Origin of the sequence: Pseudomonas sp. HD6515 (assembly GCF_024971855.1) — a bacterium.
GTDB classification, from domain to species: Bacteria; Pseudomonadota; Gammaproteobacteria; order Pseudomonadales; family Pseudomonadaceae; genus Aquipseudomonas; species Aquipseudomonas alloputida.
Window position 1 is genome coordinate 2,378,391 of the sequence record NZ_CP079827.1, and the last position, 14,903, is coordinate 2,393,293.

The following is a 14,903-nucleotide window of genomic DNA, read 5'->3' on the forward strand; positions in this document are numbered from 1 at the left end:
ATTTTTAACGTGAATATTGGAGAGTTGGAGCGCCGGAGTGGGCTCAGTCGCCATGCATTGCGCTATTACGAACAGCTCGGGCTTATCGAGCCACACCGACAAGCCAACAACTATCGCAGTTACAGTGAACAGACCGTAGCTGACTTGGCCTTCATACAGAGCGCTCAGGGCGGGGGCTTTTCACTTGCTGAGATTAGGGACATTCTTGTGGCCAGGCGGGGTAACACGATCGATTGCGCGCAAGGCGCCGTCTTGGTCGCCGCCAAGATGGCCGAGATTCAAACGAAGATCACCACGCTACAGGCCGCTTATGTTTTTCTGGACGCGGAGCGTGCCAAGCTTGAAGCCAGTGCTATTGCCAATGGGCAGATAATGCCTTGAAGTCCTGTCAGTGACTATTTTCGATCGAGCGTCAGCCTTCAGGTAAGGTGACACCGCAGATAAATTCATGCGTCCCCAAGCGGTGTGAGCCGAATTCCACCACGTAGCCGTCTCCTCTGCGCTGCGCCTCTGCCATCGCCGTTTTCTGGTCAGCATAAACGTCGACGAAATGCCATGGATGTCGGTCTCTCAGGACCCCCCATCCGATGACCCAGCCTTCCCGCGAAGGGTCTGGTGGCAGGTTCTTCGCCAAACTTCGAATGGACATACCGATCTCCTCATATGCACAGGCTCGCCATTGCAGGTTGAGCACTTTTCTTGAACCACACCTCGCGGGCGTCGGTCTTCAGCATAAAGGATGAGTGATATTTCCAGGTTTGCTCATCAAATATTGAAATGTTCGCAGTCTAGGGTTGGGCTCAAGCCAATTCCACCATCGAGGGAGTCAGGAAATGGATTATTCCAGCATGGTTGAATCGTTGGACAAGATGCTGAAGGCAACGGCTGTAGGCAAGGCCTGCCTCCAGCCGTCAGATACAGAGCTTCACCCATACCTCCGTAGCCATTCGTCCGCGACGTCACCCATGGTTGATGGGGTACCACTCTTGATCCAAAGCATGAGTCCACGGTCGAACTTGAATGCCGCGCCGCACTCGCTGAGCAGAAACTGACGAACCTTCTGCGTGTTGCGGTAATGCTTGTCCAGTGGAGTCGTACGGCTAATCGGCCCGGCGTGCCAGTCGACGGTCATGGTCTGTTCCTTTGACAATTGAGAAGGCAAAAAGCCCGTAGAGGGTCATCTACGGGCTTTGCTGTGGTTCCACACGACCTGGCTCGGCCTGTCAGCCTTCGAACTGTATCACCATCCGGCCTTTGATCTTGCCCTCCAGCATCTCGTCAAAGATCTGGTTGATATCCTCGATCGGTCGCAGCGTTACCTTGGGCACCACTTTGCCTTCAGCGGCAAACTGGAAGGCTTCCTGCAGGTCCTGGCGTGTACCTACCAGCGAGCCCACCACTTCGATCCCATCAAGCACCAGACGGGGAATATTCAGGTCCATGGACTCCGACGGAAGCCCGACGGCCACCAGTCGCCCGCCAGCGCGCAAGGCATCGACAGCCGAGTTGAACGCGCCTTTGGCCACAGCAGTAACGACGGCAGCATGTGCACCGCCGGTTTTGGCCTGGATGACCTTCGCGGCATCTTCGTTGAGCGGGTTGACCACCAGGTCCGCGCCCATCTCGCTGGCGAAGCGCAGTTGCTCTTCGTTGACGTCGATGGCGATGACTTTGGCGTTGAACACATTCTTGGCATATTGCAGGGCCAGGTTGCCCAGGCCGCCGAGGCCGTAGATCGCGACCCATTGGCCGGGGCGGACGTTGGAGATCTTAACTGCCTTGTAGGTCGTGACGCCGGCGCAGGTGATGCTGCTGGCGGCAGCGGAGTCGAGGCCGTCGGGCACTTTAACCGAGTAGTCGGCCTTGACGATGCAGGCCTCGGCCATGCCGCCGTCCACGGTGTAACCGGAGTTCTTCACGTCGCGGCACAGGGTCTCGTTGCCGCTGTTGCAGTATTCGCAATGTCCGCAACCCTGGTAGAACCAGGCAACGCTGGCACGGTCGCCTGGCTTGAGCGAGGTGACGCCCGGGCCAACTTCCTGAACCACGCCAATACCTTCGTGGCCCAGTACTACACCGGTCTTGTCACCAAAGTCGCCATTTTTCACGTGCAGGTCGGTGTGGCACACACCGCAGCACTGCATCTTCAGCAGCGCTTCGCCGTGTTCGAGAGGGCGCAGGGTTTTCTCTACCACGTCCACGCGACGGCCTGGTGCAACGACAGCAGCTTTCATGAGAGCCTCCGTGTCTATCCGATATGAGCTTGGGTTATCGCTGGGACAGCATAGACCTCGCCTGGCCAGGCAAAACTGCTTCAGGTCATGGTCATGGTGGACGCTTGCGCAAAATACCGACGGATGCCTGACTGGCATTTGCGGAAAAAAGAAAAGCCCGCGGCAATGATGCGGCGGGCTGCAAGAACGTACGGAGCAGGGTCAGTGTGCTCACTCGGATGTCGGCATTTCGTGAAGGTCAGGTCATGGGGCTGTCATCATCTGCACCGAAGTGCGCAGGGCCATAAAAAAGCCCGCCATAAAGGCGGGCGAAAGACGTTTGAAGGGAGAGCCTGCAGGTTGCGCCGGGCCGGTTAACCCAGGATTAAGCGACAACGCATTGACCCAGCATCCTGATCAGCCTATACAGGCCTGCCATTATCCCAGGAGCCAGCATGCGCGACGAAGACGACCTGCACGAACCCGAGCACGATCACCTGCTTGACCACGAATTTCTCTACGACGACGTGGAGCCCGAGGCAGATGCCCAAGGCGCCGAGGATGAAGTGGAGGAAGACGAGGAGACGCTGGATGACCTCGATGATGAAGAGCGCGATCACCCAGCCTGGTTCGACGACTGCGACGACTGACTCAGCGACCATCCACCGAGAACCGCCCGGGCCCGCTTACCGCCAGCAACAGCAGGCCGCCCATGATGCTGAGGTTTTTCAGAAACTGGGTCATGTTGGCGCTGCGTTCGGGGTCGACCATGTTCCAGAACGGGTGGCCCAGCAGCGCCGTGCCCAGTACGAACAGCGCGAATAGAAAGGCCAGCGGCCGCGTGTAGAAACCGAGGATCAACAGGATTGCGACGACGAACTCCATGATGACGGCAATCCCTGCTGCCAGCATCGGGGCAGGGGCGCCGAGCGAGGTCATGTAGCCTACCGTGCCATCGAAGCCGGTCAGCTTGGCCCAGCCAGACAAGACGAAGAGGACCATCAGCAGTACGCGGGCGATCAGGATAATGATGTCGCGTTGACCATCGAACAGGGAGTAGCGCATGGCGGCGTTCCAGTGGACGGGGACAAGCTCCACTTTAGCAGCTGCGCCAGACATTGCTGTCAGGCAGCAAAAAGGCGCCGCAGGGGCGCCTTTTCAACGAAGTTTGGTGCGAGTGGCGGGACTCGAACCCGCAAGGCTCACGCCGACAGATTTTAAGTCTGCTGTGTATACCAATTCCACCACACTCGCACGTTTGAAGGGGTCGCAACGACCAGCTCGCTTCTAAGCAGAAGGGCTTCGCAATCAAGCGCGCTTTATAACCCATTGTTATAGTTGAGTCAACTGCAGCACCTATGATCAACAGATAGAAGAGGCGATCGAACGGGCAATTGACACCTTGCTGTCGTTACGCCACTGTTGCCCATGATTGGATCCAAGCGTGTTCCGCAATGACTTGGGGCCGAGTTGGCGAAGGTGTGGTGCGTCCACGGTTATTCTGGCGGCTGTTGTTCGCGCAGGTGCTCGTGTTGGCCTCTGCCGGCGGTGGTATGATCATGCGGCTCAGCCTGTGATTGCTGAAAGAGGCCATGCCGCGGCGCATCAGCCCGGCGCTGGCCGAGCCGGAACGCTGACAGCCTGTAGTCGTTCAGCTGTCTACTGGCAGACACTCCAGGCTACGTTCATTTTCTCCCTCCTGCTGTGCCAGTGGAGTTTGCATGGTTTCAGCCGACTGCCTCGACGCTTCCCTCATGCCCGCCCATCGTTATGAACAGCTGGTTCAGTCGGTGGTGGATTATGCCATCTACATGCTCGACCCTTCCGGCCATGTGGTGTCTTGGAACGCCGGCGCGCAACGGATCAAGGGTTACCGTAGGGATGAAGTGATCGGCAAGCATTTTTCGTTGTTCTTCACCCCACAGGATTGTGCGCAGGGCCGCCCCGAGTGCCTGCTGCGTCAGGCGCTGGAGCAGGGTGTGGCGCAGGACGAAGGCTGGCGGGTGCGCAAGGACGGTTCGCAGTTCTGGGCCCTGGCGGCATTGGATGTGATCCGTGATGAAAATGGCCAGATCATTGGCCTGGCCAAAGTCACACGCGATATCACTGACCGTCGCGAGTCGGCGCTGCAGCTCGACGCAGTGCGTGCCCAGCTGTTCCAGGCGCAGAAGCTTGAAGCCCTCGGCCAGTTGACCGGTGGTCTGGCGCACGACTTCAACAACATGTTGACCATCATCATCAGCTCCGCGCGCCTGGCGCTGGCCACCCAGGACCCGGCACGCACCCAGCGCATGTTGCAGCACATCCTCGATGCCAGCCAGCGTGGCACCGAACTGACCCAGCAACTGCTCAGCTTTGCCCGTCACCGCAAGCTCGATGTGGCCAGCGTTGCCCCGGCAGACTTGGTTAACGCTACGCGTGGCCTGCTTGAGCATGCATTGCCAGGCTCGATTGACTTGAACGTATTGCTGCAACCGGACCTGCCGCGGATCGAGGTGGATGCCGGGCAACTGCAGATGGTGTTGCTCAACCTGTTGTTCAATGCCCGTGATGCCATCGACGGGCATGGCCGCATCAGCCTGACTGTCGATGTGGTCGAGCTGTTCGGCGAAGTTGAAGGGCTGAAGGGCAGCTTCGTGCGCTTCGAGGTGGAAGACACCGGCGCAGGCATACCCACAGAGATACTGCCGCGTATCTTCGAGCCGTTTTTCACCACCAAGCCTTTCGGCAAGGGTACCGGCCTGGGGCTTAGCCAGGTCTATGGGTTCGCCCGGCAAAGTGGTGGTGCCATTTGTGTCGACAGCGAGCCTGGCCGGGGAACTTGCATGCGACTGTACTTGCCAATGTATCAGGACCAGACGGATAGCCCACTCGACAGGTAGACATCATGGCACAGGCACTGAAGCGGCTGGTAACGGGGATCGACGGGCTCGACGCGTTGCTCAAGGGTGGCCTGATAGCTGGCGCCTCCTACATTATCCAGGGGCCGCCGGGGGCCGGTAAGACCATCCTCGCCAATCAGCTGGCCTGCGGCCATGTGCGTGGCGGTGGTCGGGTGCTGGTGGCCACCTTGCTGAGCGAGTCGCATGAACGCTTGTTCCAGTACCTGTCCACGCTGGACTTCTTCGACCCGGCGCTGGTCGGTGACAAGATCCAGTTCGTCAGCGCCTTTGATACCCTCGAGCAGGACGGGCTGGATGCGGTGGTGCGGTTGCTGCGCCAGGAAATTGCCCGGCAACAGGCCAGCCTGCTGATCGTCGACGGTGTGCTCAATGCCCGGGTACGCGCGGAAACCGCGCTGGACACCAAGAAGTTCGTTTCTGAGCTGCAGGGGCATGCCGCCTTCGCCGGTTGCACCGTACTGTTGCTGACCAGTGCCCGGCTGGACGAGGGCAGCCCGGAACACACCATGGTCGATGGCGTGATCGAACTGGGTGAGCAACTGGTGGGCAGCCGCGCCGTGCGCCACGTCCAGTTGCGCAAGACCCGCGGCAGTGGTGCGTTGTCGGGGCGTCACGAATGCCTTATCGATGAGTCCGGCATGCAGGTCTATCCTCGCCTGGAAGCGTTGTTCAGCCACCCTAGCCAGTTGGGCAGCGGCACCTTGGCGCGTATCAGCAGCGGTGTACCCACCTTCGATGAAATGCTTGGCGGTGGCTTGGCCACCGGGTCAGTCAGCCTGTTGATGGGGCCTTCGGGGATTGGCAAGACGTCATTGGGCCTGGCCTTTCTGGGTGCCAGCACGCCGCAGGCGCCGGGGTTGCATTTCGGTTTTTACGAAACGCCCGAACGCCTGCGCAGCAAGGCCGCTTCGCTCGGCTACGATTTTGCCGCGATGGAGCAGGGCGGTAGCTTGCAGCTGTGCTGGCAGCCGACCACCGAGGGCTTGCTGGACCAGGTTGGCGCGCGGCTACTGGAGCGTGTAGCGGCGCAGGGCAGCAAGCGCGTGGTGATCGACAGCCTTGGCGCATTCAGCCGCCTGGCTATTGACCCGACGCGGCTGAATGCGTTTTTCCGCGCGCTGGCGGGTGAGTTGCGCGCGCGCGATGTCAGCGTGGTCCTGACCTGGGAGATGCGCGACATTTTCGGCGCGGAAATCAGCGCCCCCGCGCCGGACCTGTCGAGTATCGTCGACAACCTTATGCTGATGCGCTTTGTCGAACTGGACTCGCAACTGCGGCGCATGCTGTCGGTCCTCAAGGTGCGTGACAGCCACCATGACCCGGCCTTGCACGAGCTGCTGATCGGGCCGCAAGGCATTACCTTGCGCAAGGCATTCGAAGGTGCCTGCGGTGTGCTTTCGGGAACGCCGACGCCGCAGGGGAGCGGGTGACGGACGAGCCGATGAACACCATCCTGATTGTCGATGACGAGTACCTGATCGCCGATATCCTCGGTTTTGCCCTGGAGGACGAAGGTTTCGTGGTGGAAAAGGCGAGCAATGGCTGCAAAGCACTGGAGGCGCTGAAGGAAAAACGCGTGCAGCTGGTGATTACCGACTACATGATGCCGCTACTCAACGGTGAGGAGTTGGCACGTGCCATACGCCAGGACCCGGCGTTAAGCGAGTTGCCGGTCATCCTCATGAGCGGCGCACAGGCCAGCCAAGGATGCCCGGCCCTGTTTGCCGCAATATTCGACAAGCCGTTCGACATGGATGAGATGATCGCCACGGTGCATCAGTTGATGGGCACCTGAGGCTGGCGGTCGAGCGCATCCATGCCCCTCGGGTGGCGCTAGTGTGAGTCTTCGTGTTTCTCCGGAGCCGGGTTGCCGGCCTGGATGCGTTTGAAGATCTCTTCTCGATGGACCTGAACATCTTTCGGTGCATCGATACCGATTCTCACCTGCATCCCTTTGACGCCCAGAATGGTGACTTTGATGTCATCGTTGATGACGATGCTTTCGCCAACCTTACGGGTGAGTATCAGCATGTAATTCTCCTTGGTGATGTAAAAGTCCGCAGGGCTAGTTGCCGCTGCGGCGGGAGCTTGTCCCTCTTCCTTCTCATTAAAGACGCTTTCGGCGGATAGTAATTCCCCGACAGACAAATTCTGTTGCGTGTCTTCAGTTGCAGGTGCCAAAGCAAACCGTCAACGGTTTGTCGGCCAAGGTGCTCGCTGGCAAGAATAGGGGGCTTGGCGACTAATGGGAAATTTCTTCGCATCATGGGCTGAATAGACAAGCTCAATGGTCCTCCTGTTCCTCGAGTGCCTGAAGAAACAGCAGCAAGGCCACTTCCTCCGGGTCCAGGCCTTTGCGCACACGGTTTTTCGGTAAATTGGCCAGGCGCCCCAAGGCATAGTGCTCCAGGACTGCCGGGTGGATGTAACAGCGCCGGCACACGGCCGGTGTATTGCCCAGGCGTGTGGCCACCTGGCGGACTATCGCGGCAACCTGGCGTTTGGCTTCACTTTCCGGCTCCCAGGCCAAGGGCTTCAGCAGGTTCAATGCCAGGCTGCTGCCGGCCCAGGTGCGATAATCCTTGGCGGTGAAGTCGGCCCCGGTCAGTTGCTGCAGAAACTGATTGACCTCGCTGGAGCCGACACTATGGCGCTGGCCGTCTTCATCCAGGTATTGAAACAGCGCCTGCCCAGGCAGTTCCATGCAGCGTTTTAGCAGGTTGGCCAGGCGCCGGTCGTTGAGGGTGACGTTGTGCTCGACGCCGCGCTTGCCGCGGAACTGGAAGCGGATAGTGCTGCCTTTGACCTGCACATGGCGATTGCGCAGGGTGGTCAACCCGTACGACCGGTTATCGCGCAGGTAGCGCTGGTTGCCAATGCGGATCAGGGTGTGATCCAGCAGGCTCACCACCAGTGCCATGACCTTTTCCCGGTCCAGCCCTGGCCGCGCCAGGTGGGCTTCCAGCTGTGTGCGCAGCTTTGGCAGGGCCTGGGCGAACGCAAGCATGCGCCCATACTTGTGCTGGTCGCGCAGTTGGCGCCACTGCGCGTGGTAGCGGTACTGCTTGCGGCCGCGGGCATCGCGGCCGGTGGCTTGCAGGTGGCCTTGCGGGTCGGCGCAGATCCACACATCCGTGTAGGCCGGGGGAATCACCAGTGCGGCGATGCGCGAGAGGGTGTCGCTGTCACGTACCCGTTGGCCATCGGCATCCAGATAGATGAAACGGTCGCGCCAGCGCCGACGGGTCAGGCCCGGCTGACTGTCGTCAACGTAGTGCAGGGTGCGCGGCAGGGGGCAGTCGAGCATGGGCAGCAGGCCTCGATCAGGTCACTGATCAATGGACAATACGCGCGCTAAGGATGCTCAACCCAAAAGGGCCACGGACTTGATCTGGGCGAACAGTATCTGCCCTGTGTGCAAGCCGAGCTGGTCTGCCGAGAAGCGGGTGATGCGTGCAAGCAGGGCATTGCCGCCAGCATCCAGGCTGACCAGCACATGCGCCGGGTTGGCCGCCGGGCAGCTCTCGCGCACACGCACCGGCAGGCGGTTGAGGATGCTCGATGCGCTGTCCGCCGCCAGTGCCAGGCTGACATCCCGGGCCTGCACCTTGACGCGCAGGGTGCTGCCCATCACCTGCGCCGCGTGGGTGATGCGCAGCAGCGGCCCGTCGCTGCCGGGCAGGCGCAGGTCAAGCAGGCCGTAGTGCGGGTCGTGCCCTACCACCTTACCCTCGAACACGACGCCGGCGTCGTTGCCCTGTGCCAGCGACAGGTCAAGGCGAGCCAGGGTTTCGCCGATCGGGCCGCTGGCAATCGCCTGGCCTTGTTCCAGCAACACCAGGTGGTCGGCCAGCCGCGCGACTTCATCCTGGGCGTGGCTGACATATATCAGGGGGATGTCCAGTTCGTCGTGCAGGCGCTCCAGGAAGGGCAGTATCTCGCGCTTGCGCGGGCCGTCGAGGGCTGCCAGCGGCTCGTCCATCAACAACAGCCTTGGGCTGCTGAGCAGGGCGCGGGCAATACCTACCCGCTGCGCCTCACCACCCGACAGGGTTGCCGGGCGGCGCTCCAGCAAGTGGCCGATACCCAGCAGTTGGCACGCCTGGTCGAGGCTGACCTTGCGTTCAGCGGGCGCTACTCGGCGCCAGCCGAACGTCAGGTTGCCGCGCACCGACAGGTGCGGGAACAGGCTGGCCTCCTGGAACACGTAGCCCACCGGGCGCAGGTGCGGTGCCTGGAAGTAGCCACGGGTGCTGTCTTCCCAGACTTCGCCGTTGACCTCGATATAGGCGCTGGCGGCCCGTTCCAGCCCGGCCAGGCAGCGCAGGCAGCTGGTCTTGCCGGAGCCAGAGTGGCCGAACAGTGCGCTGATGCCGCGCCCGGGCAGGTGCAGGTTGACGTCCAGGGTGAAGTCGTCGCGCGCCAGTTTCAGGCGCGCCACAATCGATGCGCTCATTTCAGCTCCAGCCAGCTTTGCCGCGGCGTCCAGCGTACAGCAAGAGCAGCACCAGGAAAGAGAACACCAGCATGGCACCGGCCAGCCAGTGGGCTTGTGAATACTCCATGGCTTCGACGTGATCGAAAATTTGCACCGAAACCACGCGAGTCTTGTCGGGAATGTTGCCACCGATCATCAGCACGACGCCAAACTCGCCCACCGTGTGGGCAAAGCCGAGGATGCTGGCAGTGACGAAGCCAGGGCGGGCCAGCGGCAGCACCACATGAACGAAGGTGTCCCAGGGGCTGGCGCGCAGGGTAGCGGCGACTTCCAGGGGCCGCTGGCCGATCGCGCCAAAGGCATTCTGCAGGGGTTGCACCACGAACGGCATGGAGTACACCGTCGAGCCAATCACCAGGCCTGTGAAGCTGAACACCACACTGCCCAGGCCTAGCGCCTGGGTGGCCTGCCCGAGCCAGCCGTGCGGGCCAAGGGCAATCAACAGGTAAAAGCCGATCACCGTCGGTGGCAGTACCAGGGGCAGTGCCACCACCGCACCCACCGGCCCGCGCAGCCATGAGCGTGTGCGCGCGAGCCACCAGGCGACCGGTGTGCCGATGACCAGCAGGATCAGGGTGGTCAGGCTGGCCAGTTTTACGGTCAGCCAGATGGCGCCCAGGTCACTGGCATCGAGTGGCATCAGCGTTCATAACCATAGGATTTGATCACTGCTGCGGCTTTCGGGCCTTTGAGGTATTCGACCAGTGCCTTGGCGGCCGCATTGTCCTTGCCTTTGTTGAGGATGACGGCGTCCTGACGGATCGGGTCGTGCAGGTTGGACGGCACGATCCAGGCCGAACCATGGGTCAACTTGCCGTCCATGTAGATCTGCGACAGGGCGACAAAGCCCAGCTCGGCGTTGCCGGTGGAGACGAACTGGAAGGCCTGGGTGATGTTCTGGCCTTCGACGATCTTGCCTTTGGTGGCTTCGGTTAGCTTCAGCCTGTCCAGTACCTGGGTGGCGGCCAGGCCGTAAGGTGCCGCTTTCGGGTTGGCGATGGACAGGTGTTTGTATTCGTTCTTTTTCAGCACTTCACCCTTGGCATCTACGTAGCCTTCCTTCGCAGACCACAGGGCCAGGGTGCCGATGGCGTAGGTAAAGCGCGAGCCGGGTACGGTTTCCTTTTCTGCTTCCAGCTTCTTGGGGGTGGTGTCGTCAGCGGCGAGGAACACTTCGAACGGTGCACCGTTCTTGATCTGCGCGTAGAACTGCCCGGTGGCGCCATAGGCCGCGACCAGTTTGTGGCCGGTGTCTTTTTCGAAGTCCTTGGCGATGGCCTGGATAGGGGCTGTGAAGTTGGCTGCGACCGCGACCTGGACTTCGTCGGCCCAGGCAGTGTTGAAGGCGAACAGGCTGGCCAGGGCAGTGACGGCCAGCTGGGGCGAGCGGATACGCATGAAGACAGCTCCTTGAGGTTATCGTTATAGCCTTAACTATATAGCGATAAGCCATTGGCCGGGAAGAGGCCAGGCCTGCCTGTCAGAATGCCTGGTGACCGATCACTGCCAGTGCCTTACCGGCAATCTCCCGGGTCAACTCACCCGCCGGCATGTGCCGGCCCAGCCGTAACGCCTGCCCCGACCACAGATTGCTGAAATCACTCTTACCCTGCGGATCGGTGATCGCCCTTAAAGGCATCAATGCCCCGCCCGCCAGCGGGAAGCGCGGTGCGAGCTCGCTCATCGGCCCCAGCTCGCGCATGATGCGATTGTTGATGCCGCGCGCCGGTCGGCCGGTGAACAGGTTGGTCAGCGCGGTGTCGCTGGCAGGCGCGCTGTCCAGCGCCCGGCGATGCGCTGGCGACACCTTGGCCTCGGGGCAGAACAGGTAAGCCGTGCCGATCTGCACTGCCGAGGCACCCAGGGCCAGTGCCGCCAACAGCCCGCGGTGGTCGCCGATACCACCGGCGGCAATCACCGGCACGCCGACGGCATCGGCCACCTGCGGTACGAGCGCGAAGGTGCCTATCTGGCTGGTGATGTCATCGCTGAGGAACATGCCGCGATGGCCACCGGCTTCATAACCCATGGCGATGATCGCATCGCAGCCATTGCGCTCCAGCCAGGCCGCTTCTTCCACAGTCGTGGCGCTGGACAGTACCTTGGCACCGCTGGCCTTTACCCGCTGCAGCAGTTCGGCCTGCGGCAGGCCGAAGTGGAAGCTCACCACCTCCGGGCGCAACGCTTCGACCAGCAGGCAGCTCTGCTCGTCGAAAGGCGCGCGGTTGGACACCGGCGTGGGCGCCGCGAAGTCGGCGCCCACTTCGCTGTAATAAGGCTCAAGTGCCTGCTTCCAGCGCGCATCGCGCTCGGCATCGGGCGCTGGCGGCTGGTGGCAGAAGAAGTTCAGGTTCAGCGGGCGCCCCGGGCAGCCGGCGCGGAATGCGGCGATCTCGGCGCGCACCTGCTCGCCGCTGAGCATGGCGCAGGGCAGGGCGCCCAAGCCACCTGCCAGGCCCACGGCAATGGCCATGGCCGAGCCGGTCGCCCCCGCCATGGGTGCCTGCAGAATGGGCAGCTCGATGCCCAACAGGTCGAGGATACGGCGGTCGGGCCAATAGCTCATGCGATTCTCCTTGCGTGGGGCGAGCGATGCGGCGGGGGCTTGCGGCAAGTCTTAGAGGGCCTTGCTGACCTGGATGTCGCTGATTTTCTCGGCGTCGTCGCCGTGGATCTTGCGCAGGGCCTCAAGGGCTTGCTCTTGCGAGGCATCGGGCATCAGCGCGAAATCCCAGCGACGCTGGCCGTCGAGCTTGTATTTGATGACGTACTTGATGGTCTGGGTCATGGTGGCCTTATCTGAGTTTCGACGACGAGCGACGGATGATCTTGATCTTGTGGGTCAGCGTTGGCTTGCGGGTGACCGAGATCGGGCGAGTGGTGACGGTATCGATGGTGATGTTCCAGAAGCCGGTGCTGGGTACGGTGATCTTCGCCGGAAACTTCTCGAAATGGCCGCCGTGGTAAGTATGACGGCCGCCGTTCTTGAAGCTGCGGAAGTTGGCGTCGTTCATCAGGCGGATATTGCAGCGCTGGGAGCACTCGATGACGACAATATCGTCCTCGTTGAGGTGCTCGCGCTGGTGTACGAATTTCATGTGATGCTCCGCAAGGTTTGGATCTGCAAAAGCAAAAGATACCACGATGTGCCGTTACACTGCCGCGTTGATCGCCAGGCGTAGATAATTCTGCCAAAGCAGGGAGCAAAACCGCCTGGATGTGGTCGAAGCGAATTCCTGAAGGCAGAGGTGCAGCAAATGAAGTGGATGGTGGCGGCGTTGTCGGTTGCGCTCGGTGGCTGCGTGAGCGTCGCGGAGCTGGAGCAATCGCGTGAAACGATGGATGTGATCTCTGGCAAGAGCCCACGCGCCTATGCCGATTGCGTAAAGGAAAAGCTTGCCGATACGCGTGACCCGCTGACCGAAGAGCAGCGTGGCGACGGCCTGCGGCTGATCGTACCGCAGAAAATCACCTCAGGTGCCGGCCCGGCGGCGCTGGTGGATATCGACAAGCGCGGCAGCGGCAGCAGCATCAAACTGCACGAGCGGCTGAATAACTTCCCGCTGCGCCTTGGGGATGTGCGCACTGCGGCAACGCAGTGCATCTCCGGAAGCTGATCTGAAGCAACGGGTCCTCCTTTCTCTGCTTATATGTTTTAAGCCTAAACATATAACAAAAGAAAAGGAGATTCGTGATGACACCGTTGAGACGCGTGATGATCGGCAGCTTGCTGATCCTGATCTGGCCCACGGCACATGCCGCTGAGGGTCAGAAGGTCTTCACCCAGGGTGGGGCCAACCCTGCAGCCATGGCCTGCCTGGGTTGCCATGGCCCGGACGGCAATGGCATTGCGGCTGCCGGCTTTCCACGTTTGGCCGGGCTACCGGCCGGTTACCTTGCCAAGCAGTTGCAGGACTGGCGCAACGGCAGCCGCAAGCAGCCGGTGATGGAACCTTTGGCCAAGGCCCTGAGCGACGACGAAATCAAGGCCGTCAGTACCTACCTGGCCAGCCTGCCGGCAGCCCCCGCTGGCGACCTGCACCGCCAGCAGATTGCCGATGACCCGACCACCCGCATGGCCCTGTACGGCGACTGGAGCCGGCAGATTCCAGGTTGCGTGCAATGCCACGGACCGGGTGGCGGCGGGGTGGGCGAACACTTCCCGCCCTTGGCCGGCCAGCCCGCCAGTTATCTGGTGGCACAGCTCAATGCCTGGCGCGACGGCAGCCGCAGCAATGACCCCAACCAGCTGATGGTCGGCGTGGCCAAGGCCATGACCGATGAGGAGATCAAGGCCGTTGCCGAGTTCTTCGCCCGCCCCGCCAGTCAGGAGGTCACGCCATGAAAACCTTGATTCCCGTCTTGTTGCTGCTGGCCGTGGGCAGCGCCCAGGCCACGCCGATCGCCATGGAAGACCAGTCGCAGTTGAAGGTGCCCGGTGTGCAGGCTGCACCGCAGTTTGTGCCGCCTGCTGAGCGTGAGTTGCCCGATAATGCCTTTGGCAAAATGGTGCGTGAAGGCCATGCCTTGTTCGTCGACACCCGCCGATTGATGCCCGAGGCGGTGGGCAACGGCATGAACTGCAGTAACTGCCACCTCGATCAGGGGCGGTTGGCGCATTCGGCGCCGCTGTGGGGTGCCTACCCGATGTATCCGGCCTATCGCAAGAAGAATGACAAGGTCAACACCTTCGCCGAGCGTATCCAAGGGTGTTTTCAGTTCAGCATGAACGGCAAGCCGCCGGCCGCTGACAGCCCGCAGATGACGGCGTTGGCGGTGTATTCATACTGGCTGTCGACCAAGGCGCCGACCGGCGTGGAGATTGCCGGACGTGGTTATCCGGAGGTGGCACAACCCAAGGGTGGTTATGAATTCAAGCGCGGCCAGCAGGTTTACCGTGAACAATGCGCGATTTGCCATGGCGATAACGGTGAAGGGCAAAAGGTCGCCGGCGAGTACGTAATGCCGCCGCTTTGGGGCAAGGACTCCTACAACTGGGGGGCTGGCATGCACCGCATCAATACCGCTGCGTCGTTCATCAAATACAACATGCCGTTGGGCAAGCCGGGCAGCCTCAGCGATCAGCAGGCCTGGGATGTGGCGGCGTGGATCAACCGCCACGAGCGGCCACAGGACCCGCGGTTGGTAGAGGGATCCATCGAGAAAACGCGGGTGAAATTTCATGCCAATGATGGGGTGAACCTGTATGGTCAGGAGGTTGATGGGGTGCTGATCGGAAAAGGGACGGGTAGCTGAGGTCAGCCAGTGGCGGTCTCTTCGCGGGTGAGC

The 14,903-nt window shown here is 61.4% G+C and carries 20 protein-coding genes and 1 tRNA gene; 8 read left to right on the forward strand and 13 right to left on the reverse strand.

Translation table 11 applies throughout. The features are described from left to right. The first annotated feature begins 9 nt into the window (after window positions 1-9). Window positions 10-381, forward strand: coding sequence for a MerR family transcriptional regulator (locus tag KW568_RS10900; protein WP_003250937.1), 372 nt, complete (start codon window positions 10-12; stop codon window positions 379-381). A gap of 31 nt (window positions 382-412) precedes the next feature. Here KW568_RS10900 and KW568_RS10905 read toward each other — a convergent pair whose 3' ends face one another. From KW568_RS10905 to adhP, 3 genes are all read right to left on the reverse strand, one after another. Then, window positions 413-649, reverse strand: coding sequence for a hypothetical protein (locus KW568_RS10905; RefSeq protein WP_003250935.1), 237 nt, complete (start codon window positions 647-649; stop codon window positions 413-415). 276 nt (window positions 650-925) lie between these two features. Next, window positions 926-1,132 carry a DUF6434 domain-containing protein gene (locus tag KW568_RS10910; RefSeq protein WP_003250934.1) on the reverse strand — a complete coding sequence of 69 codons (207 nt, stop codon included), beginning with the start codon at window positions 1,130-1,132 and terminating at the stop codon, window positions 926-928. A 91-nt stretch (window positions 1,133-1,223) separates the two neighbouring features. Further along, window positions 1,224-2,234 (reverse strand): alcohol dehydrogenase AdhP, encoded by a 1,011-nt coding sequence (adhP, locus tag KW568_RS10915; RefSeq protein WP_003250933.1) that lies wholly within the window; start codon window positions 2,232-2,234, stop codon window positions 1,224-1,226. Between the two features lie 434 nt (window positions 2,235-2,668). On the opposite strand from adhP, the gene KW568_RS10920 reads away from it, so the two are divergent. Next, window positions 2,669-2,863 carry a hypothetical protein gene (locus KW568_RS10920; RefSeq protein ID WP_003250932.1) on the forward strand — a complete coding sequence of 65 codons (195 nt, stop codon included), beginning with the start codon at window positions 2,669-2,671 and terminating at the stop codon, window positions 2,861-2,863. A gap of 1 nt (window position 2,864) precedes the next feature. Here the strand turns inward: KW568_RS10920 and KW568_RS10925 are convergent, their stop codons facing one another. Both KW568_RS10925 and KW568_RS10930 read right to left on the reverse strand, forming a co-directional pair. Beyond that, window positions 2,865-3,278 (reverse strand): DoxX family protein, encoded by a 414-nt coding sequence (locus KW568_RS10925; protein WP_003250931.1) that lies wholly within the window; start codon window positions 3,276-3,278, stop codon window positions 2,865-2,867. A gap of 104 nt (window positions 3,279-3,382) precedes the next feature. Beyond that, window positions 3,383-3,467 (reverse strand) — tRNA-Leu (locus KW568_RS10930). Between the two features lie 467 nt (window positions 3,468-3,934). Here KW568_RS10930 and KW568_RS10935 point away from each other — a divergent pair. The 3 genes from KW568_RS10935 to KW568_RS10945 are packed head-to-tail and all read left to right on the forward strand — an operon-like array spanning window position 3,935 to window position 6,911. Continuing rightward, window positions 3,935-5,095 (forward strand): nitrogen regulation protein NR(II), encoded by a 1,161-nt coding sequence (locus KW568_RS10935; RefSeq protein ID WP_004576582.1) that lies wholly within the window; start codon window positions 3,935-3,937, stop codon window positions 5,093-5,095. 5 nt (window positions 5,096-5,100) lie between these two features. Continuing rightward, window positions 5,101-6,546: an ATPase domain-containing protein gene (locus tag KW568_RS10940; RefSeq protein WP_003250928.1), complete on the forward strand. Its 1,446-nt coding sequence runs from the start codon at window positions 5,101-5,103 to the stop codon at window positions 6,544-6,546. An 11-nt stretch (window positions 6,547-6,557) separates the two neighbouring features. Continuing rightward, window positions 6,558-6,911: a response regulator gene (locus tag KW568_RS10945; protein ID WP_003250927.1), complete on the forward strand. Its 354-nt coding sequence runs from the start codon at window positions 6,558-6,560 to the stop codon at window positions 6,909-6,911. A gap of 38 nt (window positions 6,912-6,949) precedes the next feature. Here KW568_RS10945 and csrA read toward each other — a convergent pair whose 3' ends face one another. The 8 genes from csrA to KW568_RS10985 all read right to left on the reverse strand — a co-directional run bounded on the left by csrA (window position 6,950) and on the right by KW568_RS10985 (window position 12,712). Beyond that, on the reverse strand, window positions 6,950-7,147 hold the full coding sequence (gene csrA, locus KW568_RS10950) for a carbon storage regulator CsrA (RefSeq protein ID WP_003250926.1): 198 nt from the start codon (window positions 7,145-7,147) through the stop codon (window positions 6,950-6,952). A 253-nt stretch (window positions 7,148-7,400) separates the two neighbouring features. Continuing rightward, window positions 7,401-8,423: a DNA topoisomerase IB gene (locus tag KW568_RS10955; RefSeq protein WP_004576583.1), complete on the reverse strand. Its 1,023-nt coding sequence runs from the start codon at window positions 8,421-8,423 to the stop codon at window positions 7,401-7,403. Window positions 8,424-8,480: 57 nt separating this feature from the next. Further along, a complete protein-coding gene (gene modC, locus KW568_RS10960) occupies window positions 8,481-9,572 on the reverse strand; it encodes a molybdenum ABC transporter ATP-binding protein (RefSeq protein WP_004576584.1) in 1,092 nt (363 codons plus the stop codon). A 1-nt stretch (window position 9,573) separates the two neighbouring features. Continuing rightward, the gene (gene modB, locus KW568_RS10965; RefSeq protein ID WP_003250923.1) at window positions 9,574-10,254 is read right to left on the reverse strand and encodes a molybdate ABC transporter permease subunit; all 681 of its coding nucleotides are present in this window, start codon (window positions 10,252-10,254) and stop codon (window positions 9,574-9,576) included. Next, a complete protein-coding gene (gene modA / locus KW568_RS10970) occupies window positions 10,254-11,012 on the reverse strand; it encodes a molybdate ABC transporter substrate-binding protein (RefSeq protein ID WP_004576585.1) in 759 nt (252 codons plus the stop codon). The genes modB and modA overlap by 1 nt, the downstream gene beginning before the upstream one ends. Before the next feature lie 82 nt (window positions 11,013-11,094). Next, complete coding sequence (locus KW568_RS10975) at window positions 11,095-12,180, reverse strand: nitronate monooxygenase family protein (RefSeq protein WP_004576586.1); 1,086 nt, start codon at window positions 12,178-12,180, stop codon at window positions 11,095-11,097. 51 nt (window positions 12,181-12,231) lie between these two features. Continuing rightward, on the reverse strand, window positions 12,232-12,402 hold the full coding sequence (locus KW568_RS10980) for a hypothetical protein (protein WP_003250919.1): 171 nt from the start codon (window positions 12,400-12,402) through the stop codon (window positions 12,232-12,234). A 7-nt stretch (window positions 12,403-12,409) separates the two neighbouring features. After that, window positions 12,410-12,712, reverse strand: a complete 303-nt coding sequence (locus tag KW568_RS10985) for a DUF1883 domain-containing protein (RefSeq protein ID WP_003250918.1) — start codon at window positions 12,710-12,712, stop codon at window positions 12,410-12,412. Window positions 12,713-12,871: 159 nt separating this feature from the next. Here KW568_RS10985 and KW568_RS10990 point away from each other — a divergent pair, with 159 nt between their 5' ends. From KW568_RS10990 to KW568_RS11000, 3 genes are all read left to right on the forward strand, one after another. Next, window positions 12,872-13,231, forward strand: a complete 360-nt coding sequence (locus tag KW568_RS10990; RefSeq protein WP_003250915.1) for a hypothetical protein — start codon at window positions 12,872-12,874, stop codon at window positions 13,229-13,231. Window positions 13,232-13,308: 77 nt separating this feature from the next. Next, complete coding sequence (locus tag KW568_RS10995; RefSeq protein WP_004576587.1) at window positions 13,309-13,959, forward strand: cytochrome c; 651 nt, start codon at window positions 13,309-13,311, stop codon at window positions 13,957-13,959. After that, the gene (locus KW568_RS11000) at window positions 13,956-14,870 is read left to right on the forward strand and encodes a c-type cytochrome (RefSeq protein WP_004576588.1); all 915 of its coding nucleotides are present in this window, start codon (window positions 13,956-13,958) and stop codon (window positions 14,868-14,870) included. Before KW568_RS10995 ends, KW568_RS11000 begins: the two co-directional genes overlap by 4 nt. Window positions 14,871-14,903: the final 33 nt, after the last annotated feature.